A 25,581-nucleotide genomic window follows, 5' to 3' on the forward strand; every position below is an offset into this window, starting at 1 on the left:
TATTAACAAAACCATGTATTTCCCTTACTGTTACTTGCATGGTAGTATAATCCGTATAAATTTGTAGAGGAATAACAAAAATGTTTAACCGATTTATTAATTATTAAATTTTATATTATGAACAAAACAGATTTAATTGACGCAATGGCAGAACACGCAGGAATTACTAAAGCAGCTGCAAAAAAAGCTTTAGAGTGTGCAATCATTGAAATTGAAGGAGCTTTACAAAAAGGTAACAGAGTTTCTTTAGTAGGATTTGGATCTTGGTCAGTTTCTAAAAGAGCTGCAAGAGACGGAAGAAATCCTCAAACAGGAGAAACAATAAAAATCAAAGCTAAAAACGTTGTTAAGTTTAAAGCTGGATCTGATTTATCAAGTGCAGTAAACTAATTACAGTTACTTATCTTATATTAAAAATGCCTTCATTTCATGGAGGCATTTTTTTATATATCACCAAAAGAGTTGCATTTTTAATAAATAAATATTAGATTTAATTATTAAAACCTCAAAACATGGTAACAACAAAACCAAAAAAAGGAAATTTGTTAATCGCTGAGCCAGCAATTATTGGTGACGTTTCTTTTAATCGCTCCATTGTTTTACTAGCAGATCATTCACAAGAAGGCTCTATAGGTTTTATTCTAAATAAACCACTTGAATATACTATTAACGATTTAATCCCTGAAGTAGAAGCCACATTTAAAGTTTATAATGGAGGCCCCGTAGAACAGGATAATTTATATTTTATTCATAAAATACCACAATTAATTCCCGATAGCATTGAAATTTCTTTAGGGATTTACTGGGGTGGAGATTTTACTAAAGTTGCCGAACTTATTAAAGATAACACCATAAAAGAAAATGATATTCGCTTTTTTCTTGGATATTCTGGTTGGGATTCTAGCCAATTAGAAAGTGAATTGAAAGCTAATTCTTGGGTGGTTACTGAAAATATCTATAAAAAGAATATTATAGAGAAAGACTACGAAACCTTTTGGAAAGAAAAAATGATAGAGTTTGGTGGAGAATACAGCATTTGGTCTAATGCGCCAGAAAATCCAAGTTATAATTAATTCAATCGTATTTTTACATTTAATTTTTGAAGCAATATTTTAGAAACTTCATTCGTAAACACTTTTTTTCTATACTTATTTACTGGTTGTATTCCTACAATAACATTTGTTATGAATATTTCATCTGCTTTTTGAAGCTCAAAAGGTGATATCGAATCTTCAACTAATTCATACTCTGGTAATGCTTTAATAATATTAATAAGTTGTGTACGCATAACCCCTTTTAAACAGCCATCAGATATTGGCGGGGTTTTAATAACATGACCTTTGACTAAAAAAACATTTCCATTTAGCGCTTCAATAACTTTTTTATCTGTATTTAAAAGCAAGCAATTATTTAAATTATTTTCTTTTGCATAAATGCTTCCAACGACATTGAGTGCTTTATTATTCGTTTTTAAAGTTGACAGTAAACTTGGAGACACATAGTAATCTTTGAACAAATCAACTTCATAATAATCATTGTTCAATATGTAAAAATCATCTTGAATTGGCTTTGCAGATATTATAAAACTCACATTATTGGTTTCAGGTGTATATAAACCGCCTTCATTTCTATGAACCATCAATTTTATCCGGGCTGATGATTTCAACAATTGATTGACCTCTAATGTGCTTAGAATTTGTTCTTGTAAAAACTCCATGGTAAAATTCATAGGAATTTCCATTCGCATAATACGCATGGATGCCATTAACCTAAAATAATGATCCTCCCAAAATAAAACCTTTCCGTAACTGGTCTTAATAGTTTCAAAAAGCGCATCGCCGTAAGCATATCCTCTATTTTGAGGTGATAAAACAGTGTTATCTTCTAAAAGTGTTCCGTTAAAATTTGTCATAAAAAATCCCGCTAACATTGTTTTGAAAGCGGGACAAATATAATTTAAAATATGCTATTGGTAATTAAGCCGAACCTAATACTTGCTTTAAACTGGAAATTTGATTTGTCCAAAGCATTTTTGACTCGTCAACCTCATCTTCTTCAGCAAAATCAGTAACCATTAAAGACACATCTTTAGTAATTTCATCTACTTGAATTCTAATTTCAAAATAACAAGACAAACCATCTTCTTCATCTTCAAGCCATCTAAACTTAACACGCTCACCGCTTTTTTTATTTAATAGTTTTGCTTGTTCTTCACTATCATCCCATATAAAGGTAAATAATTCTCCTCGAGAATTTACATTATCTGAAAACCATTCAGATAAACCAGATGGAGTGGATATATATTGATATAACAATTGAGGAGAGGCATGTATTGGGAATTCAATATCAAATTTAATTTTATCGTCCATATCTACTTTTGAAATTTATAAGCCCAATATATACATTAATTGATAAGTATAGCAACTATTTTTAATAATATTTTTCCTTAGTTCTGTTTGCTTACAACAATATTGTTTTTATATTTGCAGCCTTAAATTATGGCGAGGTAGCTCAGCTGGTTAGAGCGTCGGATTCATAACTCGGAGGTCGGGGGATCGTGCCCCCCTCTCGCTACAAGGTAAATAAAGGAAAAGCTGAAGATTCGTCTTCGGCTTTTTTATTTTAGGTACAACATAGGTACAACAAATGGGTGTTTTTTAAGTCCATAATTCCATTTCGTTTTAAAATTATTTAATAATTAAGTATGTATTAGGTTGAATTATTAATTCTCCGAGTAAAATATTCTCGTTCTTTTCTAAGGTTATTTTCTTAGGATTTCCACCAAAATTAAAGTAGCATTTAATTGTGTCTCCATTAAATGTTCTGGTAAATGCTATGACATCATCTGAAAAAGTCAAATCTGAATATTTTCCATATTGAAGTGCTGGCTCTGAATTTCGCAAAGCAATGAGTTTCTTATAATTGTTTAACAACGAATTATTATCTTTCTCTAAAGATGCTACATTTAAATAGGTGTGATTTTCATGAACCTTTATCCAAGGGGCCTTGTTTGAAAAACCAGCAAATTCAGTATTATTCCATTGCATGGGGCTTCTAGATTTATCCCTATTATGGTCATTCCCGATTATAAGGGCTTCTTCTTCAGACTTTCCATTATCTAAGGCAAAATTATAGTGTGTACGCCCTTGAATATCCATCATGTCATCTATTGAATTTGCCTCAATGTTCTTCATACCAATTTCTTCTCCATAATATATAAAGGGAACGCCCTTTGCTGTTAACATTAAAGCAGCTAAAGTTTCAGCCCTTTCTGGGTTATTTTTTGCCAAACGATTTATAAGACGTGGCATGTCATGACTTCCAAAAAATAATGTTGGATAGTTGCTCATATTTTTTTCCATGCTTTGCAACTCATCAAATATGCGTTGTGTAGAAAATTCGGAAATACTTCCAAAATTAAAATTGAATATAACATCCAATAATTCAGTGCCCTGATATTGTTTTAAGACCTCGATTTTATCGCTTCCTATTTCACCAACTATAAAACGGTTATTATATTCATTAACGGTCGCCCGAATCGTTTTCATAGCGTCTTTAACACCTTTCTGATTAATATCATTGAGATGTTCCTGTTCTCCTTTTTCATTTATTGGGTTATCCGAAGTGATGCCTTCAGTGGTCAAAAAATTGATAACATCCAACCGAAAACCATCAACCCCCATATCTAACCAAAACCTTAGAACATGTTGAATTTCCTCAACAACCTTTGGATTCCCCCAATTAAGGTCTGCCATTTTCACATCAAACTGATGGTAATAATATTGGTTTGTAATACTATCCAACTCCCAAGCAGAACCACCAAAAAAGGATTCCCAATTATTGGGATTGTCTTTCCATATGTAATAGTTTCGATATGGATTGTCTTTAGATTTTCGAGATTCTTGAAACCATTTTGATTCTGTGGACGTATGGTTCACTACCAAATCCATGATTATTTTGATATCTTTTTTATGCGCTTCTTCCAAGAAAAGTTTAAAATCTTTCAAGTTTCCATAAGTTGAATCAATTTTATAATAATCAGAAACATCGTAGCCGTTATCTACTTTTGGCGATTGCAGAAAAGGTGTTAGCCAAATGCCTTTAATTCCTAAATTTTGAATATAATCTAACTTGGATGTTAAGCCCTTAAAATCACTATAACCATCGCCGTTGTTATCTTTGTAACTGGGCATATAAATTTCATAGAAAACCGTTTCTTTCCACCATGTTTTTTCTAACGCTAATGTTCTTTCTTCATTACAAGACAACATAATGCATAAAAACAAAATTGATACGCTAGTTTTAAAATACTCATATAATAAATAATTTAGTTTAGTCAAACTTTAGCTGATTAATAGTCATACCTTCAATTTCAATATTGAATTTTTCGGATTTAACAGAAAAAGCTTCAATGGGCTTTTGTGGAAAAAATATTTCTGTCATTACCGTTTTTCCATTGTTATAAAATATTTCAATTGAAGTTTTATCCAAAAGCACTTCAATATCAATATTTATGAATTCTTCTTTTATAGGAGCAATAGAAACTATTGGCGCAAATTTAACTGAAAAGGAAAGATTTCCAGATTTTGTTCTATCTAGAAAGAAGAACTTTTCTTTATTGTTAATTCCAAATTTTAAGGAATCTCCAAAAGAATTGAAAAACGAAAAAGTGTATATGTCTTTCTTTATGTTTTTTATTTTGAACTGAATATCTAGACTTGAAAAATCAAGTTCAGGTTTTCTAACAAGTACTGTTTCACCTTCAACATTAAAATCACCTTTATTAATTGATTTTGAAATGTAATTATTTATTTCTTTAATTGGCTGTGACACAATACTGTAGTGATTATCATTTTTAATTAATCTAAGTGCTCTCACAATTGTCATGCTACTACGCCATTTGTTAGTGGGCACTTTTTCAGCATATTCCCAATTTGACATCCAACCTAAAAATAACGTTCTACCATCGTTTGCTGGGATATTTGACCAAGTAACCCCTGCATAATTGTCCCTTCCATAATCAATCCACATAACTTTTTTATCTTGTAATTCCTTTTTAAAAGCAGTATCTAGCGTAAATGTTTTTCCATCAAAATCACCTATAAAATATTGCGTTCCTGTACCCCCATTAGGTCCTCCAGAAACCAAACTTTGAATTAAAATCCATTTTATTTCATTGGTTCCTTCAACCGACATAGAAAAAAAATCAGGGCATTCCCAAATACCTCCATGAGCACCAATATCTTTACCAAAATAAGACAAGAATTCCCAATCTATTAAGTTATTTGATTTATAAAACATTGATTCATCTCCTGCTGCTAATACTAAAACCCATTGGTTATGAATAGGGTCCCAAGACACTTTTGGATCCCTAAAATCTTTAATTCTAGGATTTTTTATAACCGGATTCCCTGAGTATTTAGTCCATGTCTTACCTTCATCTAAAGAAAATGCAATCCCTTGACTTTGATAATCAATTTTGCCTTCTTTTTCTAGTTTAGGATCATGGTAAGTAAACATCGCTATCACTGGTGGATTTGTTCCACTTGCAAAGCCAGATGTATTATTAACATCTACTACTGCACTTCCTGAAAAAACGTAACCCTTTTCATCTGGATATAATGCTATTGGTTGTTCTTTCCATGCTACTAAATCGGTACTAATTGCATGTCCCCAATGCATTGGTCCCCAAACGGTAGAATCAGGATAATGTTGAAAGAATAAATGATACTTTCCATTGAGATAAAACATCCCATTTGGATCATTCATCCAGTTTTGTCTTGGTGTAAAATGAAATTTTGGTCTATACAATTCTTCTTCGGTATAAAACTTTTTGCTTTTTTGTGAAACCCGTTTATCGTTATTAACAAAAAACGCACACTTTATTAAAGTAAATAAAACTAGCCCTACTATTGTTACCTTAACAAACCAAACTATAATTTTATTCACTTTATTAGTGTTTTTAATTAAATTTAAAAAATACTATTTATCATATTGCTTTTACTAACTATTTTGAAAAATCGTTAATAAAGGTTCTCTATTTGTTAAAGTCCGGATCCATATCTGCTGTACGCAAACCTGCTACTTCATTTGCCATAAGTATAAATACGTTCCAGCATAAGCCACGGGTTGACAACCACCAAGAATCGGTTGTGGTCCATTTTGTTGGAATAAATTCTTTGCTATATGGCCATTTTGGATTGAGGTTAATTTCAGCCCATGCTCTGTTCTCCATAAGAGCCTTTGCCTTTTCCCATCCATGTCTTTGGCCAACAACATACCCACAATATTCTGGTCGCATCCAGCTACCTCCATTATAATAAAAGCCATCTCTCGCACCATCTTTATAGTTAGATTCTCCAAATTCTCTGAAAGGCTGATAATCTGGAGTTAAATAGGAATATCCTTTTTCGCTATTATCCAATCGAACACAAACAGGAGCCGTAGTGCCATACTCCGGATGAGGCGAATTTGGTGTTTTATTCAGTATAGGAATCTGCTCCAAATGATTGACAACCATTTCGTCAGACAACATAGGCTTATCAAACAACCATAAGGAAAAAAAATCCGGTTCCAAATCAGTCATAGTAATTACATCGGGGAAGTCTCTATCGAACAACAAATGTTTCCTTTTTACATCATAAAAATCCAGATAGGCTTTTTCTGCTTTTTTGATGTATGCGTCTGATATATCATAACCCAATTCTTTAATGGTTTTTAACGCAATTGCAAACATGCCTTGGTTTACTGCCAATTTATCTGTCTTAGGTTCATATACATTAATATCAACTTGACTTAGTGTAAAGTGAGACTCACATATACTATTTCTATCTTCATCAAATTCATTTAAAACATAATCAACTGCTTTATCTATTTTCTCTTTAGGCAGGGTAACACCAAAACGTCTTTTATCAATCATGGCCCAAATTAAAAACTGAATAGTAGCCTCATTATCTTTAGCTTCAATAGTCCCCATATAAGGGGTTATAATAGTTGCTACGGCTCCTTTGGAGTTTTGGGTTTTCGCCCATTGTTCCCAAATTTTCAAATTCAACCCTTCATTATAACTTGACACTATTGAAAAAAAGGAGTCCCGATTATACATGTCAGGAGCATAATTCATATTAGGAACATTTAAAGGAGTAAAATCATGTATTGAAGTTATCCATGTTAACATATTAAAATTTGCATACAACATTTTTTCAATTAAAGACCCTTTAAACCCCTTTCCCTCTGCAAGTCGTGATTGAGATGAAATAACAAAATCATGATGATTAGTCCAAGGCTCAATAAAAATGTATGTTGTTTTTGTTACCTTTTTACCCATATCCATTCTATTATAAGGCTGTTTTTGAGGGTGGTGTTCTACAATCTTCAAATCTTTAATTTGTATTTTAGATGCTTTACCAGATTGTGATCCTAAAAACATGGATACACTATCATTTTCTATGTAAGGAACCAATACACTTCCTTTAAATAGAGTCCATTCATTTTCTTTTACAGGAAATTGATCAATATATTTGATTCCGTGCTCCAATTCATTAGTTTTTTGACCATTTTTGATTCTGAAAAGCTTTAACGCCATTGGTGAATTACCCTTGGATAGAAATGAGATAGTATATATCTTTTGGTCTTTTAACGGTGCTAAAAATTCTATTCCTGACCGATTTGAAGGTTTACAATTAAGTGTAATTATTCCAGATTGTTTTTCAATTCCAACCACTCCTACTTTTTGAAAGTTGTCATTAATTTTTAATACCAATTCCTTTCCAGCATCAAGGTTGTACATTTCCCCAAATTTTTGTTGGATGTAATGTTGTCCCTTTGCTCTTTCTTCCAATGTAGCAACGGAAACCAGCTCAGTATCTGGTAATTTCCTCATTCCTACAAAACCGCCACCGTGCCCGTTAAACCTTCTACGTGTAGTTCTGGTATAATGGTTCTTATATCCTGCATCCATTAAAACTCCTACCAACTGATTATCAGAAGTTACAAATCCTGCAGATGGAAACATTTCGTGAACAAAACCTCCAGAAAAATTATTATGCTCAAAAGTGACATACTTAGTAGGTATTTCTGCGGGCTTCAAATGTTCTTCAAGGATATAATATAAAGAAGGCATACCAGACTGAAATAAATCAATACTCTTTTTTATAACATTTGAATTTATAACTTCATATGTTACTGTAACGAATAAATTCAAATCAAAATCCGACAAATATGTTTCTTTTGAGAGTTTTATTGAAGTTTCATTTCTACTCCATTCTGAAGCTTTCCAATCAGATATTTCAGAGGTTTCACTTAAATCCAAATTGGCTACTTTAAGTTTAAATTCTTCTGTGTTATGAACTAATAGTTTACTACCGCTATAAATATCTACAGTAAAACCTTGTTCTGCATTTCCAACTACTTTTAGATTGATATTTTGACTCCATCCAATAGTACTTATAAAACAAAAGAATTGAACAAGAAGTACAATCCTAATTTTTTTATATAATCCTGTCATTTTTAAACGTGCTAGTTTGATGCAGAGTATCTGAAATCTATGATAACATCATTAGCATATAACTTGCCATTCTTTTCAATTACAACAGCTTCTTGAGGAACAAAAACCAATAAGGCCGAATGCTCTTTAGCTACATTAAAAGTAAAACTACCTGTTACATTTTTAGCAATAAATGCTCTTTGAAGGGCATCATAAATCTTTAATTCTTGCTCTCCTGTTAAAATGGTAACGGCTTTAGCTTCTGGATTTGGATTGTAAAATAAGTAAGAAGGATATGCTTCGGATTTATAAAAATCTGTAGCTAATAAATCTAATTGTAATATATTTTCAATATTCGTTCTTGATATAATGGATCCTGCTATTCCAACATGTCCACTTCCATAAACACTGAATTGAGACACTTTCGGATTGTCTTTGTTCCATTTCATTCCATCACCAATTGCCACAGGAGCTTTTAAATCTAAATACAATCCTTCCTCTTCATAATGAGAACTTTTTATTAGGCCTTCATAAGCAATTACACCTTTAGTATGTGCTTTTTCCTCAGGAATTGTTTGATGATCGTCTGGAATTTGATATGGATAAAATAAACGGGATGCATTGGCAGCATTTAACATCCATTTCCCTATGGCATTCGCATAACGTTGGTCGTATCTAACCATGGGTACTAATGGCCACATGGTATCATAGGTATTCATTAAAAACCCAAATCCTCCATTATGTGTGGTACTTCCAACTAATCCAGAAACATCATATCCGTTCCATTCGTCTACTAATACACCCCAACCTTCTCTGCATATGGGATCTCCATTAAAAGTCCAATCTAATATTTTTGAATAATCATAATTGGTTCCTTGTTCAGCATTTAATCGGGCTGCTACATAAGCACCAAAAGGCATCAGTATTTCATAAAACTTATTTTCTTTCTGATTTAAAAGTGCTTCTAATGATGATTTTGCACCTTCTAAATATTTTGGGTCATTAAATTTTTGATAAGCTGAATACAATACATAAGCATGTCCTGCAGCCACATCTTCTTGTGCACAAATCCAATTTTTAGTGGGTTCCATGGTGGCATAATTAAAAAAAGAATACTCGTAATTTCCGTTTAAAACAGCATCAGCTTCATAAAATTTATCGGCTACTGAACGTAAAATAGGTTCAAAACCTGTTTCGTTTGGATAAAAATCCGCTACGGCATAAAACATCACGTTGGGATACACATCATACCACCAATCGCGCGCATAACCGCCACCTAACTGAGCTACTTCTGGGCAAGTATTGTTCATCATAATATCCCATTTCGTTTCAGAATTGAAATAATTTTTCAGCATGCCCGTATAATTTTCACCGTTCTGGTTCGACTTGTCCACACCTACCAAACTGCCTCCCAAAACAGAGCCAATACTTGCCAGGGATTCATGAAAAATACCATCGTAATGTTCTATGCCCTGCCTTACATCGCCCATTGCTGTATAAATGCCGTAAGTTTCTTGATCTACGTTTTTACGGGAATTATCCTTCCAGATCATGGGCCAATATTTTCCAGTTTGGTTTGGGTCATATACCAATCTATCATAATCTTTAGCTATCTGGTTGAAGTCGATAATTTTAAAAGGTTCTGGCAAATTAGGCATGGAATCAATACGACTTAATTGAAGCTGATTGACCGGGTTTTCTATGCTAAATTTTGATGGTTCGGTTTTGCATGAATAAAAACCTAAGCCAATCATTAAAACTAGGATGTATTTTATTTTAAGTATTTTCATCTGATAATATTTTTCTTTTTTTATTGGACGGTTATAGTATCTATAGAATCTGTACTTTGAGCGATTTCATTTTTGGTTGCTAGGGTTTCATTTTCTAATGTTTCTTGCTGTTTTAAAAGCTGTTTCGCAATAATTATGGAAAGCAATTGAAGCACCCCAATAATCAACAAGGCGTATCGTAATGCTATGTCCGTATTTACATAAAACGCAATGACCAAGAACGTGCCTGCACCTAAAAAACGACCAACAAACAACCCGAATTCATGATTCAGAATATAAGAAAACTCGTTTCTGTTTTCAATGGAAGACAATAAATCAATGACTTTCAATTGAATGGGAAAATAAGCAATATCAAGAACAGGTCTAGATATTAATAATAAAAACATAAATATGATAACACCTGTTGTATTAAAAAGCAAACCATTAAAAAAGGATGCTAAGAAAAAGGATACGAGCCCAACTGAAAAAATCATTAATCGATGTTTTGGTTTAGATATTTTACCTAAAACAAGCATAATTACTGCTGCTATAACCGCTCCAATGGATATTGCCGAACCCAATGCGCCCTCTGAGTGAAAGAATTTCATCATCAACATGGCAGGTGCTGTAACAATAAAACCTTGTGCTAATCCTTTTAATACCGCTAATTGAAGCATTTTTTTCCAAAGTTTGTGAAATGTAAAGTATAAAAACTTTTCACTCTTTGGTTTTTCATAGGTTCCAAAATGAAATACAATAGATGCTAAAATGGTAATTCCAAAAACAATCATGGTTATAACTCTATATCCTGAATTAACAGCATCATTTGAAATCTCACCTTCACCTTCATTTCCGCTCATTAAGAACCATCCAATCATTACAGGAACTATAGACGCAATAATGGTATAAAGAAATGTTTCTAAGCCATAATAAAAATTTCGTGTTTTATCTTTGGTGGTAGCAAGAACCAAATAATCCCTATTTGCCCAATATAAACCAAAAGACATGCCCATAATTAAACCAGCTACAGCTATTCCTGTATAATTAATTTCATCCAAAGACATCATAAACACCATGGAAACGCCACTTAATAACATGCCTAAAGAAAATAATCTTTTAATATTAATGGTGTTCAATAAATATCCATTTATAAAAAAAGTAATGGGGATTCCCACATAAATTGCCAATTGATATAAAATAACTTTAGACGGATCATCCGAGTTTCTCATGATATATGAGGCTACAAAAATGTCGATTACTGGCAATACAAAAGCATAAATTGTATTAGTAAGTATCAGTATTTTTGCACTTCTAGTAAAATCCTTTAGTCCTACTCCTGCTAATTTTCCCATTATTTTTCTAGTGTTTTCAATATTTGGTTAATCGAGCATTTTGCAAGACAAACGTGTTCGTCTGACGCTCCGTAATACATTTTGATGGTATCTCCATCAACGATGTGTCCATTGGTGAAAACTACATTTCCAAAAAACCCTGTTTTTTCGTATGTTGCAATAGGTTCCATAATGGGTTCTTCAGAGCGAGCAATTACAGTTGAAGGGGCTTCCAAATCTAATAGTATAGCACCCAAACAATAACGGTTCCCCTCTGTTGCTCCATGATAAATCATTAACCAACCTTTATCTGTTTTAATTGGTGCCGCTCCTGCTCCCAATCGTTTGCTGTCAAATTGCCCTTTACGGGTTTTAGCGATACATTTATGATTGCCCCAATGTACACCGTCTGGTGATTCTGAAATCCAAATGTAGTTTCCCCCAAGCTCTGGACTGCTCGGTCTATGCAAAGCATAGTATTTTCCATTTATTTTTTCTTCAAAAATGGCGCAATCTTTATTGTGTGGACTAAACATCATGCCTTTCTTTTCGAAATTTTTCCAATCTTTAGTGGTCCTTAATCCAACGCCTACGCCATTGGGGGACACCATGGTATAGGTTAAATAATAGGTGTCTTCAATTTGTGAAACCCTACAATCTTCAATGCCATAACTTTCATATTCGCCTTCTCCAAAAAGTGAAGGATACTTATCTGATTCTTGAAAATTGATTCCGTCGTCGCTAAAAAGCAGTCTAAGATGGGATATGGTTGTTAAATAATCTGTGCCATCATAATTGATAACTCTAGCATCGGACGCATCTAGCTTCGGGTCATCCAAGTCGAAATCTAAAATTTCCACTTTACCAAAATCATTGTAAATGGGAACGGATACGACACCTTCTTTTTGAACGGTGCGTTCGGCTACCCTTACAAGAAGTCCTGTTTTCCCATTAAATTCAAACACGCCTGGATTTAGCAAACATTCAATAATCATGTTTTTATTGCTGGGCTCTAAATCCTTGGGAGACAATAATGGATTTTGTTTATATCTAATTGCAATATCTGCCATATCTAATTTTATTTAATAATGAATCATAAAAGAACATAGTTTTTTATTTAGTAATCATAAAAAAGAGAAGTAGTAATTATAAAAACAACTACTTCCCTTCAAACTAAACTAAAAAACAATGATTTATTAAAACAATGTTAATATTAGTAATCTGGATTTTGGATGATGGTTCCACCAGACTTATCAATATCAATTTGAGGTATTGGGAACAGGTTGTGATGACTTTGAAAACCTTTACTAGAAAGTTCTGTTGAAGCCGTTCCCCATCTTTTTAAATCATTAAATCGGTGAGATTCAAATCCAAGCTCAACACGTCTTTCATGCATTAACCAGCCTTTTATTTCGGAAGCATTTGTAGAACTTGCTCTATCGAGTAACGTTCCTGGAGGTATTACTGAACCATCAGCCGTAGAGCTTGTTCTAGCTCTGTTTCTTATTTGGTTAATTATAGTAATGGCTCCAGATAAGTCTGCTGTTTCAAGAAGTGCTTCTGCTTTCCATAATAATACATCCGCATATCGAATATAAATTTTGTTGCCATAATCTGGATTGCCCGCAACCGAACCTCTAATTTTATAAGATGCTTTATTGTCTGGATCACCAGTAGTTGTATATAATAACCTCGGATCATTTGGTTCAAAGGCTTGGATAAAATCATCTGTAGGCGCGAAAAACCCCCAGCCAACAACATCTCGAAGTCCGTTTGTGTTATTTGGAGTTTCATTTGAGCGATGATCATAAGCAAAAATCACTTCATTATCGGTAAATTCAAGATCAGCATCAAAACTATCAAAATATTCAGTGTTAAGGCTGTAATTTCCTAAACCATCCAATTCTGTAATTAAACTTAGTACTGAAGGCCAATCTTCAGAAAATAATGCAACTTTAGCTTGCAAAGCAATAATAGCCCCTTTTGAAACTCTCCAAGGTTCTGCACCGTCCGGATATTTAGCGTTAGATGCTAACGATTTGGCAGTAGTTAAATCTGAAGCTATTTGAGTTAATACGTCGGCTTTAGGAGATCTTACTGAAGCCTCTGCGGCTTCTTGAAAAGATTCAGGGGATTTAGTTAATAAAGGTACATCTCCAAAATTGTTTACCAAATCAAAATAGTAATATGCTTTTAGAAAATAAGCTTCTGATAATAGCTGGTTTTTACGAGCCTCACTCATTCCAGAATTTGGAACTGTTTCACCATCAGTTAGAAAACCAATACCTAAGTTTAATCTATTAATCCCAATAAAATCGTAGACCCAAATTCCATTAAAAGCCTGATTTTCCGTAGTAAAGGAAAAATCACTTACCTTATCCATCCAAGGCTGATCGCCGTCTGGATTCCATTTCTTATTCATATCATTAGCTGCAATATCTTGCAATACGATATCATTTCTAAATACGGTACCTAAATCCCATCTCCAACCTGGCACAACACCATTTAAAGTATTGCCAAGTGGGTGATATGACGAGCTTATTAACGCTTCTAAAGTAACTGCGGCCAACTCCGTATCAACTAAATCCTCAGTTAATCTTCCTATGGGTTCATTATCCAATTCACTTGTACAACCAACTAAAGCGGCAGTAAAGCAAAATGTTATTAGTATGCTTATAAATATATTTTTCATTGTTACAGTTTTTTAAAATTAAAATTTAACGTTTACTCCAAACAAAACAGATGTTGAGGATGGGTACGTTCCTTTATCTACCAATCCTGAAACTTCTGGATCTAAACCAGTATAATCAGTTGATGTGAATAAGTTTTTACCAGAGATATATAAACGCATATCTTGAAATCCTTTAATGCCATTTATAGTATATCCAATCTCAATATTTTTAAGACGGAAATATGAAGCATCTTCTACGAAAAGACTAGAAACGTTACTGCTTCCGTTATCATTAAATGCAACTCTTGGCATACTATTCGTACTACCTTCACCATCCCAAGACCCTAAAATAGCTGTCGTATAGTTGAATGGTCGTGTGTCAAAATCTACGATTTTCTTCCCATCGTTATATTTTTCAATACCGCTCACACCTTGTACAAACAAGGAGAAATCAAATTTTTTGTACTCGGCATTAAATGCAAAACCATAGGTTAAATCTGGTATTGGAGATCCAATAAATTCTCTATCAAAATCAGGACTTATTTTACCATCTCCATTAACATCTTTAAATTTAATATCGCCTGGTTGAGCATTACCAGCTGTTAAATGACTATCTACTTCAGCTTGATTTTGGTAAATCCCAATCATTTTATAACCATAATATGAATTTAAAGATTGCCCAACAACCGTTCTATATTTATCAGTAACTATACTAGGTACATTTGGATGCAGTTTTTCGACATTATTTACCAATGTTGAAAAGTTTGCATTTATGCTATACTTAAATTCATGGTCTGAATTTCTATAATTAGCAGAAAATTCGAATCCTTTATTACTAACTTCTCCAGCATTTACAATGGTAGGTTGTAAATCTCCAAATATACCAGGCAGCCCTATAGGTAATAAGATATCTGTCGTATTTTTTATATAATACTCGGCATTAAACACCAATTTATTGCTTAAGAAACCAACATCGACACCTATGTTTTTTTGAGTGGAAGTCTCCCATTTTAAATCTGGATTACCAAAACGGTCTCTTCCAGGAATATCTCCTGCTCTAAGTAATTCTAAGTAAGAATAATCATCAATATTTTGATTTCCTACTTGCCCCCAACTTGCTCTTAATTTTAAATTTGATAACCAATCAACATCACTTAAAAAGTCCTCATCTGATATTTTCCAACCTGCAGAAATAGAAGGGAAATACCCCCAGCGATTATTCTCAGAAAATCTTGAAGAAGCATCAGCTCTAAGATTCGCAGTTACCATATATTTATTATCCAATACGTAAGATGTTGATCCAAATACTGAAAACAACCCGTATTCTGATGCAGTACCAGAATTGTTAACATCAAGACCTGAGCCTCCTTGATCTAGATACCTAAATTCATCAACCGTATAAGGAAATCGTGATCTACTTGCCCCAATAAATGATTCATAATTTGAAACTAATTCAGTACCAAGCATAGCACTAAAATCATGTCTTTCATTAAACGTTTTTAAATAATTTAATGTATTACTAAAGGTAAACGTAAAAGCTTCTCCTCTTAATTCACCTAAATTGTTTGGTCTATTACGTCTGCCTAATCCTTGGTCAATTGCGCTTCCACCTCCATCATCATCACCGTAATTCACATTAAAAGTTTTATCGTGATAAAAAGATAAATCTATACCCACATTACTTCTAAAAGTAAGGTCTTTCATTAATTTATACTCACCATAAATATTACCAAATGTTTGGAACCTTGTAGTTCTATCATCAGAAAAATATGCTTGAGCAATAGGGTTACCTACCATTTCATACATGGTTCTGTTCAATCCTTGGTCGTAACCAGTAGACGTAAAAAAGGGCATATCGGTAAAAGGATCTTCAGCTGAATAAGTAGGATCACTTACATCTTTGAAAACTGGAATAACAGGTGCTCTTAATAAAGCAAATCTAATTAAACTTTCACCTGTAGAAGGCACCTTATCTTGGATTGAATATGATAACTGGAGATTTGTACCAACCTTAAATTTATCCGTTAATTGAGCATTGATATTGGTTCTAAAATTCAATCTTTGGTATTTATCATTGTTATAAACTACAATACCATTTTCACCATAATATCCTAAAGACATTAAATATTGTACTTTATCACTACCGCCACTGGCTGATAATTGTAAATTTTGTGATGAACCCGATTCAAATAACTCATCAATATAATCGGTATCTCCAAAATCTGCTCTTCCTTTATCTGCCGTATAAGGGTTTGTTCCTGTAAAAGTATTATTCCATGCTTTTTCAGTAACATCCATGTACTGAGCGGCATTTAACATAGTAGGAAGATTAGTAGCGCTTTGAATACCGTAAAAGTAATTAGCCTCAAGAGTCATTTTTCCTTTTTTACCGCTCTTGGTTGTGATTAAAACAACACCCGCTGATGCTCTTGCTCCATAAATTGAAGCAGCTGCGGCATCTTTTAAAACAGTCATTGTTTGAATGTCTGATTGATTTAAAAAAGAAATATCACGAGACGGTACTCCATCAATAATATATAATGGCGTATTGTTGCCTATAGTTCCAACCCCACGAATAGTGACTTCAATATTTCCTCCAGGAGCACCACTACTTGAAGCCACCTGAACACCTGCAACTTGACCTTGTAAAGATTGTGCTACATTTGAAGTTCTAACCTTGGCTAAACCCTCTACATCAACAACGGCCAAAGCCCCAGTTAATGTTGATTTCTTTCTTGATGAATATCCTACAAGGACAACCTCATCTAGTGCCTGCGAATCTTCTATCAATATAACATTAATAACAGTTCTTCCATCAACAGAAACCTCTTGGGTCGTATATCCAATAAAACTAAAAACCAAAATGGCATTTTGGTCTACATTATCGATGGCGTAGTTACCATCAAAATCGGTCACAGCTCCTTTGGATGTGTTTTTCACAATGATATTTACTCCCGGAATGGGACCATTACTATCTGAAACAGTACCTGTAACGGTCTGAGCAAATAACGTAGTGCCTACTAATAGGGCGCCTATAAAAAATATGTTATAAATAATGTTTTTTTTCATAATAAGAGTGTTTTTAATTGATTCATAATTTGAGTAGTTTTTTTCATAATTCTAAATAATTAAATGGATTAGTTAATGTTTAGTTCATTGTGTGATTATGATTTAAAAATCACTTTATAAAGGTAGATGTAGGGTGCGTTAAATACTGTACACTATTTCGCCAATAGTGTACACTAGATGTAATTGCATTATTTTAAGCTAATTAAGCTATCGTATTCTGGAATTATTTTGGAGTTGATAGTTTTTAGGAGTGCTGTTATACATTTTTTTAAACTCCCTGTAAAAATAAGATCGGTTATTAAAACCAGATTGATAACACACCTCTGAGACGGTGCAATTACTTTTTCGTAATAATTCGGCAGCATACTTTAACCTAATTGTCCGTATTAAATCTCCAGGAGAAAAACCAAAGTTTTGTTTAATCTTTCTATATAATTGAGAATTACTAATACCTAACTTTTCTTCAATATATAGACTTTGCATGTTTTCATTGTCTATATTATCTCGTATTAATTTAATAACGTTTCGTAGCAATTCTTTATCATCATTATGCACTGGAAGATCTTTAATGTCCTCTATAAAGGTGTCTTGAGATAGATGTTTTAAAATAAGTTCCTTTTCTTCAATTAGTTTTTGTATCCTAATAAGAATATGATCTGGATGGAATGGCTTTGGAATGTATGAGTTTGCACCACTTTCTAATCCTTCAATACGGTGTAGAATTGAACTTTTTGCAGTGAGCATTATTACAGGTATATGGCAAGTTTTATCATCACTTTTAACTTTTTTACATAACTCTATACCATCCATAACAGGCATCATAACATCAGTAATGATAATATCTGGAAGCTCATTTTTCATTTTCTCTATGGCTTCAAATCCATTATTAGCGATTATAATTTTATATTTTTCCTTTAGTAATTCATTCAAAAACAATTGAATTTCTCGCTCGTCCTCAACAATTAATACCACTTTACGTTTTTCTAAAAACGCTTCTAATGTTGACATTTTATTAAAGGTATCTTCAGAGTTATCTGGAGTTTCTTCAAGAATATTTTTAAGATAGTCTGAAATTAAAATTTGACTGCCTTCTGTATCAAGTTCTTTTTCCTTAAATGAATGTTTACTACAAGGGAGATTGATTGTGAAAATTGCACCTTTATTTGATCCACTAGACACATTAATATCACCTCCTAATACTGTTATTAATTTTTTAATATATGCTAACCCAATACCTGTTCTAAACAAATCCGTATCTGATTTGTCAACATTATCAGTCAAGAAAAATCTATCAAATAAAGATTCTAGTTTTTCCTTAGAAATACCTTTTCCTGTGTTGGATACTTTGATATGAAGTGTTCTTGCTTTGTCACTTTGAATACTGAACTCTAATTTTATACTGCCATTTTGGGGTGTATATTTAAATGCATTTGACAACAAATTGAAAATAATTTTTTCAATTTTATCTTTATCATACCACCCGATGAGTTCAGTTGGTAATTCTAAATCGTATTCTATATTTTTATCTAGTGCCCATTCATCAAAAAGCTCAGCAATTTGTTCAATCAAATTCACTAAATCAAATTGTTTTACTGTCACTTCTAAATGATCGTACTCAGCTTTTCTGAATTCAAGTAGCTGCTGTGTTAAAAAAAATAGTCTTGAAGAATTTCGCTGTATCATATTTATAAATTTCTTGCTTTTTTCTCCAAGGTTTTCAGATTCAGCAAGTTTTTGAACAGGACCAACTATCAAGGTTAAAGGTGTTTGAAATTCATGTGCAATATTTGTAAAAAATGTCAACCTGTTTTGGTGTATTTCTTCTTCTCGTTTTTGAAAAATAATATTTTGTCTTAATTTATACTGCTTATTAAAATAGCTCCACACAAATAGAAGAAAGAGAAAAATAAAAATAGAATAAATAACGATAGCCAAGTTTGATTGCCAAAAAACTGGTTTAATTTTTATATCAATGACTTGAACTGGACTGCTCCAAACACCATCGCTGTTAGACCATTTAATCCATAAAGAATAAAAGCCCTTAGGTACATTTGTAAAGGAAATAATTCTTCTATTATTTACTACATTCCAATTTTGATCAAAATTATTCAGTTTATAGGCATAATGACATTTTTCACTATTTATATAAGTCAAAGCTGCTAATTCTACATCAAAAAAGTTTTGATCATGTTCTAAAACTATGGATGGAAATGTTTTTGAATTTGGTGATATAACTAGTCCTTGATAATAGGGGAGATCCTGATTTTGACCACTAATTTTATCGATAAGGATATCTGGTAAAACTTGAGATTCTTCTATTTTGGAAGGTAAAAAATAGTTAAACCCCTTTATCCCGCCCATAAAAACGAAATCTGTAATGTTATTTTGATAAAAAGCACCATCTGCAAATTCATTATTCTGTAAACCTTCATTTTTAGTATAGTTACTAAATTTTGACTCATTGAATATAAAATTAGATAAGCCAAAATTGGTGCTTATCCAAAGATTTGATTCTTTATCGGAAGTAATTCCATGAATTGTATTATTCGGAAGTCCCTCTTTAACTGTGAATTTTTTAAACTTTGGCTCGTCTTCATAATGAAATTCTTCCAATAAATTCAAGCCCAAACTCGTGCCTATCCAAAGGTTTTTGTTTACATCCTTATGAAGACATAAAATATCGTTATTTGATAAGCTTTGCGAATCGCTCTTTCTGTTTTTATATGTTTTAAATCTACTCGTTTCCTTATTAAAAAGATTTAACCCCCCTAATCTTGTTCCTAACCAAAGTTCATTTTTGCTTTTTGAAACTATTGAAAAAATAATATTGCTACTTAAATATCCATCTGTTCCATCTGCAGCCAAATATTTTTTAAAATCGGTAACTCTTAAATTATCACCTGTACGTGAAATTTTAAAACGAATCATACCATATCCATTCGTTCCAAGCCAAATAAACCCATTTTCATCTTGATAAATTGTGTAAGTGGACTTAAAATAGTCACACAGTTCACTACCTATAATTTCTGACCAACTAATAAAATTTGATTTTTTTAAGTCAAAAACATTAATCCCGTCTCCATCGGTACCAATAAAAACAAGATCGTCCTGCCCTTTATAGAGTGAGAATACAGAATTATTAATAGGGCTATTGCTTTCATTGAAATTTTGATATTTTATTGGTTCATTTGGTTTTTGATAAAATTTGGAGGGAAATAGGAATAAGCCCTTTCCCTTTGTTCCTACCCAAAAAGAATTTTCTTCTACTTCTAAAAATACGCGCACAATGCCTCCATCAATTTCAGGAACCTGTTCTTTCGAGACTAGATTAAACATCTTTTTAAGAGGGTGCATTTTAAAAAGTCCATCTCCATCAGTCCCCGACCATATTATATTTTCTGTACCCTGTATTAAAGTTGTAATTTTTTTATTCTTTATACTCCTAACCCATGAATTAATTTTGATTTCTCCTAAACTATCAATAATAAAATATCCTGAATTATCACTTATTAAAAGGCCTTCTTCTGTCCTAGATATAATATTGTAATTATTCCCCTTATTGATTTGCTTTTTTACTTTATCTGTAAGATTATATAATTTAGTGTCTCCAGTGGTAGAAATAAAACAAATTTTGTTCTGTGACAATATTCCAAAATCTCTAACATCAGTTAAAATCAAATCTGTATGAGATATTATTTTAGTACCGTCCTCGCTTGATTTTATAACCAAAGAATAGAGTTCATCATTATTAAATAATAAAAGTAACTCTCCTTTAGGTGTAAATGCCATCTTTTTAACAGCATTGGTTTGAAGATTTTTAGTTTCTAATAATTGAAAATCTTCCCCATCAAAGTAGCCAAGCCCCCAATCTTTTACAATAGAATAGACATTTTTTGAACTGTCAACAGCCATATTAAATTCTGATTCTGAAAAAGGTGGTATATCTTTTCTGGAAAAATAAAATCTCTTAAATGTGTTTGATTTTTTATCATATTTATTTAAGCCATGCATGGTCAATACCCATATACATCCATTTTCATCTTCATCAATTTTAAGGATTACTTGATTGGAAAGGCTATTTTCATTATTCAATTCTGGTCTAAAAATCTTGATATTATTGCCATCATATCTATTTAGTCCATCCCAAGTGCCAATCCATAGTATGTTTTCAGAATCTTGAAAAATGGTATTTACGGAACTATTTGAAAGTCCATTTGTATTATCTAACTGCTCAGTAGAATATTTAACATTTAAAATATTTGATGTATCAAGAACCTCTTCAAAACTGTGACTGATTTCTTGTAAAGAATCTAACTTAAAATTTTGAGGTAAGCTATTTGATATAGATTGCTCAATTTTATTATCGCAACTAAGAATTGCCATAAGAATAATTCCTATGAAAAGAAGCTTACTCTTTTTGTCTAGATTATTAGCCATTATATTAACTTGCTTTTATATTTAAATGCTTGCTAAATTTAATGTGATAAAAAAATTTATGCAGTAGGGAAGATGAAAAACAATTTTACAGTCAAAAATTGTTATTGGCACCTACACAATATTACGCATTATTAATAAAATTATTCTTCTTAATTCATTAATAATTTAAGAAAAGCAAAGTTTAATTAGCTTAACAAACAAGAACAATCCTTTCTCATCTGCTTATAGAAAAAATGAAAAACTTATCTGATTAAATTAAAACATATCACATTATCTTTGTCATTACACACTTTATTTACTTGCGAAATTTTATTTATATTGCATTAAAGTATTTTACAAATAAGTGAACATAAAACGGAACACGTTTTAGAACACGATTTTCAAAAATAACAGCTTGTGAGCCCAGTAAATGTGTTTAAAAAAATGCCAGCACTGAGTTCATAACTCGGAGGTCATGGGATCGTGCCCCATTCTCGCTACAATTCAAAATTGCCCATAAACAAACGGTTTAGTTCACACTAAACCGTTTTTTTTATGCCTACAATTAATCAGTTTCTTACATTTTTTTTCTTCTGAAAGAAAAAAAATAGCAGTAAATTAAATCAATATTTACGTTCAACGCACATTATTCAAATTAAGTAAAAATCCTAAATAGTAATGTATAAAAATGACAAAGTAGCAAGACTTATAGCAAAACTTTCAAGTTAAAGGTTTTAGCCTACTTATTAAATGATTGATATAACAGAATATATACGAGGTTTCTAAAATTTTAAATAACTAAATTTAAAAAAAATGAGAATACAAAAACAACTATAAAGAATGTTATGGCTTTTCTATCCTTATTTAAGAATATACAAGTATTTAATTTTAACCTAGTTGACTATAGTGTTCGTAATTTCGTCAAAAATATTTTCAGGAAGTTTTCCCTCATCCCAAGCATTCAATAAGTCGACTAATTGTTCTTTCGTAGTAGGACCAACTACAACTCTGTCTGCCTCTTCAATTGAAAACACATAACGAAGTGCCAATCTAGACAATGGAATTTTATGTTTTTCTGATATTTTATTGATTTTTAAAGCATTATCAACATCTGTATTAGTAATCCACTCATTGTTTGGTCGTTCTTCATTATACTGGTTCAAACGTCTACCGAGTAATCCCATATGCAATGCAGATGCTGCATAGTAAGCAATATTTTCATTTTTAATTTGAGGAATATCTCTTTCAAAGCCTGATAAATTACAAGCATCTAATTTTAAAAAACCTGATAAAACATCAAAATTTTCTTTAATCATATGGGGATAAAACCGTTCTATTGGATTCCCTCCAATTCCTAACATACCAACAACACCTTCTTTTTTAAAAGCATTCAAGCAATCCATAATGTCATCCATTTTTTCGACAGGAACTAGGTGTGGCTCGTGGATAAAAAGCAAGTCTATTTTGTCTAAACCCAAAACATCAAGGCTTTCATATACACTTTTACGCATTGTTTCTGGTGAATAATCCACAATACATTCGTCTGCTCTATCTGCTCTTAATCTACCAACTTTTGTGCTAATAAATGGTTTTTTTCCTGTCCATTGTTTTATAGTTTTCCCTAAATATAACTGAGAATTATTGTATGATGGAGCCGTATCAAAAACACTTACTCCATTTTCTAATGCATATGTTAGAGTGTCAATGGCATCTTCCTCTTTTATTGGTCTCCAAACCCCACCTAATCCGGAACAACCACAGACCAGCCGACTTTCATTATTAAAAAAATTACTTTTTTTATAATCTCCTTTTATATATGTTGGTTTTAATGTTTTCATAATGATTTGTATAATCTATTTAATGTGGTTAATTTCAGAAATATTAATTAATGGAACCTTGAAACAAATGCCCTCTTTGTTTATAATAATTATTTGATATTTAATGTAAACCAAAATTAATCATATATACATTATAATTCAAATATTTCAATTGCTAAATTAAGTGTATCTACCAAATATATAAACTGCTGGACTAATACCAGAAATAGACTTGAATCCCCTAGAGAAATGGCAACGATCTGAAAAACCAAGATTATAAGACACAATATTTATAGTCACGTTCGAGTGTTCAAACAATTCACAAGCTTTTGCTATTTTTCTGTTTTGAATAAAACTGTAAAAGTAATATGCATTTCTTCTTTAAACAATCTAGCAAACGAATTTGGTGTCATGCTTACCATGGAAGCCAGTTCAGGATTACTTAATTTTTCTCCAACGTTGGCTTCTGTGTAAAGGTGCACAGTCAAAACACGCTGGTCTATATTTATGGTTTTCCATAATTAAGAATCGATGTTGGAAGGGACTTCCTTAATAAAGGATTCTAATTTCACAATTTAATGTTAACTTAAAATTAAGAATTTTCCATTCTTAATCTTTCAGTTATATAAAGTAATCTTTCTTTAAGGTGATTTGACAGTTAAATTTAAAAATACTTAAAAACACCATATCAAAAGAGTATCTAACTTAATTAGTCTTCGGCTTTTTTGTTTTATTTACCATAACATTATCTGTATTCAATAAATTTTTAAAGATATATTTTACTCAATACCCTTATCTTATCAAGAAACACAATCATTAAGGCGTTGTGGCCTTATATAAAACAGCATTTTTAGAAGATGAAATTTGATAAGAACTATCTGCTAGTAAAATTACTGAATGGCCTTTTTTAAGATTTAAAGAGGTATCACCTTCAGTAATATTCACTTCTCCATTTATAATCATTAGGATTTGTGCCGTTTTAGATTTGGTTTTATAATGCTGAGAGCTGCTTAAAGTAATCTGGCTCAGTTCAAAATCCGGAGCCGGACTTTTATATATGCGTTCAATACCATCATTTTGTAATTCGCCATACATAATATTAGGAACGGTAGCTTCAAAAACCACATGTTTGAGCAATTCTGGCACATCAACATGTTTTGGGGTTAATCCGCCTCGTAAAACATTATCTGAATTTGCCATGAGTTCCATATTCTGGCCTTCTAAATAGGCATGTGGAATTCCCGCATCCTGAAAAACGGCCTCCCCTTTGTTGGCTTTTACAATATTGAAAAAATAAATGGAATAGACCCCTTTGTCCAATACTGAGGCATCATTTGCAGAATCAACAGCCTTAGCAGCCCAATAATCTGGATTTGACTTACTTAATTTTCCAGATTTAAAAAGCGGCAAAACCCTATCGACTAATGGTTTAAGTGCTTTATTGGTTTCCTCTTGGGTCTGTTCCATTACTTTTTTATAGAGTCCAAAATACCCTTCTGACTGAAACACAGATTGTAATGCATGAAATTCTGGAATGCCTGCAAGCACCTGCTCCAATTTTTCTTTTGTTAAAAACCCATGCAACAGCCAAAATTCGCTAAGTGCCACCATAATTTCAGGTTTATGGTTGTCATCTTTATAGTTTCTATGGGGCGCATTGAGCGGAATGCCCATTTCGTTTTCTTTCTTAAAGCCTTTTTCTGCTTCAGATTTAGTGGGATGTACTTGAATGGACAACATATCATTTACATCCAAAACCTTGAATAAAAATGGTAGCCTTCCAAATTTTTCAGCTATATTCTGACCTAACTTATTTTTTAAATCTGAATTCAGGAACGTATTTAAAGTTTGCTCGCCGTCTTTCGTTTTTAAAACAGACGGAGCATTTACATGAGCTCCGAGCCAATATTCGGCACATTTTTCACCACTGGGCTTCTTGTTTAATAAATTGGGGATGAATTGCGTGCCTCCCCAAGCATAATTTTGAATTCTCCCTTTAAGCAGAAATAATTTGGCCATTGTT

17 protein-coding genes and 1 tRNA gene are annotated in these 25,581 nt (G+C 32.3%); 3 read left to right on the plus strand and 15 right to left on the minus strand.

The features are described 5' to 3' along the window. Positions 1-117 precede the first annotated feature (117 nt). Positions 118-390: an HU family DNA-binding protein gene (locus ABD935_RS06035; RefSeq protein WP_345190785.1), complete on the plus strand. Its 273-nt coding sequence runs from the start codon at positions 118-120 to the stop codon at positions 388-390. Between the two features lie 122 nt (positions 391-512). Further along, positions 513-1,073 (plus strand): YqgE/AlgH family protein, encoded by a 561-nt coding sequence (locus ABD935_RS06040; protein ID WP_345190787.1) that lies wholly within the window; start codon positions 513-515, stop codon positions 1,071-1,073. Here ABD935_RS06040 and ABD935_RS06045 read toward each other — a convergent pair. Further along, entirely contained in the window at positions 1,070-1,912 is an 843-nt protein-coding gene (locus ABD935_RS06045) for an aminotransferase class IV (RefSeq protein WP_345190788.1), read from the minus strand. The genes ABD935_RS06040 and ABD935_RS06045 overlap by 4 nt on opposite strands. Before the next feature lie 64 nt (positions 1,913-1,976). After that, entirely contained in the window at positions 1,977-2,369 is a 393-nt protein-coding gene (locus ABD935_RS06050) for an START-like domain-containing protein (RefSeq protein WP_345190789.1), read from the minus strand. A gap of 131 nt (positions 2,370-2,500) precedes the next feature. On the opposite strand from ABD935_RS06050, the gene ABD935_RS06055 reads away from it, so the two are divergent. After that, a tRNA-Met gene (locus ABD935_RS06055) sits at positions 2,501-2,574 on the plus strand. Between the two features lie 113 nt (positions 2,575-2,687). On the opposite strand, the gene ABD935_RS06060 is transcribed toward ABD935_RS06055, so the two are convergent. The 13 genes from ABD935_RS06060 to manA form a co-directional block, all read right to left on the minus strand. Then, positions 2,688-4,340, minus strand: coding sequence for an alpha-glucosidase (locus tag ABD935_RS06060; RefSeq protein ID WP_345190791.1), 1,653 nt, complete (start codon positions 4,338-4,340; stop codon positions 2,688-2,690). Continuing rightward, positions 4,333-5,949 carry a glycoside hydrolase family 32 protein gene (locus tag ABD935_RS06065; protein ID WP_345190792.1) on the minus strand — a complete coding sequence of 539 codons (1,617 nt, stop codon included), beginning with the start codon at positions 5,947-5,949 and terminating at the stop codon, positions 4,333-4,335. The genes ABD935_RS06060 and ABD935_RS06065 overlap by 8 nt, the downstream gene beginning before the upstream one ends. Before the next feature lie 88 nt (positions 5,950-6,037). Next, positions 6,038-8,506, minus strand: coding sequence for a hypothetical protein (locus ABD935_RS06070; RefSeq protein ID WP_345190793.1), 2,469 nt, complete (start codon positions 8,504-8,506; stop codon positions 6,038-6,040). Positions 8,507-8,517: 11 nt separating this feature from the next. Then, the gene (locus ABD935_RS06075; protein ID WP_345190795.1) at positions 8,518-10,275 is read right to left on the minus strand and encodes a hypothetical protein; all 1,758 of its coding nucleotides are present in this window, start codon (positions 10,273-10,275) and stop codon (positions 8,518-8,520) included. Between the two features lie 20 nt (positions 10,276-10,295). Continuing rightward, the gene (locus ABD935_RS06080) at positions 10,296-11,606 is read right to left on the minus strand and encodes an MFS transporter (RefSeq protein WP_345190797.1); all 1,311 of its coding nucleotides are present in this window, start codon (positions 11,604-11,606) and stop codon (positions 10,296-10,298) included. Then, entirely contained in the window at positions 11,606-12,655 is a 1,050-nt protein-coding gene (locus ABD935_RS06085) for a glycoside hydrolase family 130 protein (protein ID WP_345190799.1), read from the minus strand. The genes ABD935_RS06080 and ABD935_RS06085 overlap by 1 nt, the downstream gene beginning before the upstream one ends. Positions 12,656-12,798: 143 nt before the next feature. Continuing rightward, a complete protein-coding gene (locus tag ABD935_RS06090) occupies positions 12,799-14,277 on the minus strand; it encodes a RagB/SusD family nutrient uptake outer membrane protein (RefSeq protein ID WP_345190800.1) in 1,479 nt (492 codons plus the stop codon). 18 nt (positions 14,278-14,295) lie between these two features. After that, positions 14,296-17,325, minus strand: a complete 3,030-nt coding sequence (locus ABD935_RS06095) for a SusC/RagA family TonB-linked outer membrane protein (RefSeq protein ID WP_345190802.1) — start codon at positions 17,323-17,325, stop codon at positions 14,296-14,298. 207 nt (positions 17,326-17,532) lie between these two features. After that, positions 17,533-21,762 (minus strand): hybrid sensor histidine kinase/response regulator transcription factor, encoded by a 4,230-nt coding sequence (locus ABD935_RS06100; protein WP_345190803.1) that lies wholly within the window; start codon positions 21,760-21,762, stop codon positions 17,533-17,535. Between the two features lie 872 nt (positions 21,763-22,634). After that, positions 22,635-23,579, minus strand: a complete 945-nt coding sequence (locus ABD935_RS06105) for an aldo/keto reductase (protein ID WP_345190805.1) — start codon at positions 23,577-23,579, stop codon at positions 22,635-22,637. A 159-nt stretch (positions 23,580-23,738) separates the two neighbouring features. Continuing rightward, positions 23,739-23,876 (minus strand): AraC family transcriptional regulator, encoded by a 138-nt coding sequence (locus ABD935_RS16610; RefSeq protein ID WP_425550201.1) that lies wholly within the window; start codon positions 23,874-23,876, stop codon positions 23,739-23,741. A 14-nt stretch (positions 23,877-23,890) separates the two neighbouring features. Next, positions 23,891-24,046: a hypothetical protein gene (locus ABD935_RS06110; RefSeq protein ID WP_345190806.1), complete on the minus strand. Its 156-nt coding sequence runs from the start codon at positions 24,044-24,046 to the stop codon at positions 23,891-23,893. 328 nt (positions 24,047-24,374) lie between these two features. After that, positions 24,375-25,577: a mannose-6-phosphate isomerase, class I gene (gene manA, locus ABD935_RS06115; protein ID WP_345190808.1), complete on the minus strand. Its 1,203-nt coding sequence runs from the start codon at positions 25,575-25,577 to the stop codon at positions 24,375-24,377. Between the last annotated feature and the right edge of the window lie 4 nt (positions 25,578-25,581).

Source organism: Algibacter agarivorans, assembly GCF_039543245.1.
GTDB lineage: Bacteria > Bacteroidota > Bacteroidia > Flavobacteriales > Flavobacteriaceae > Algibacter_G > Algibacter_G agarivorans.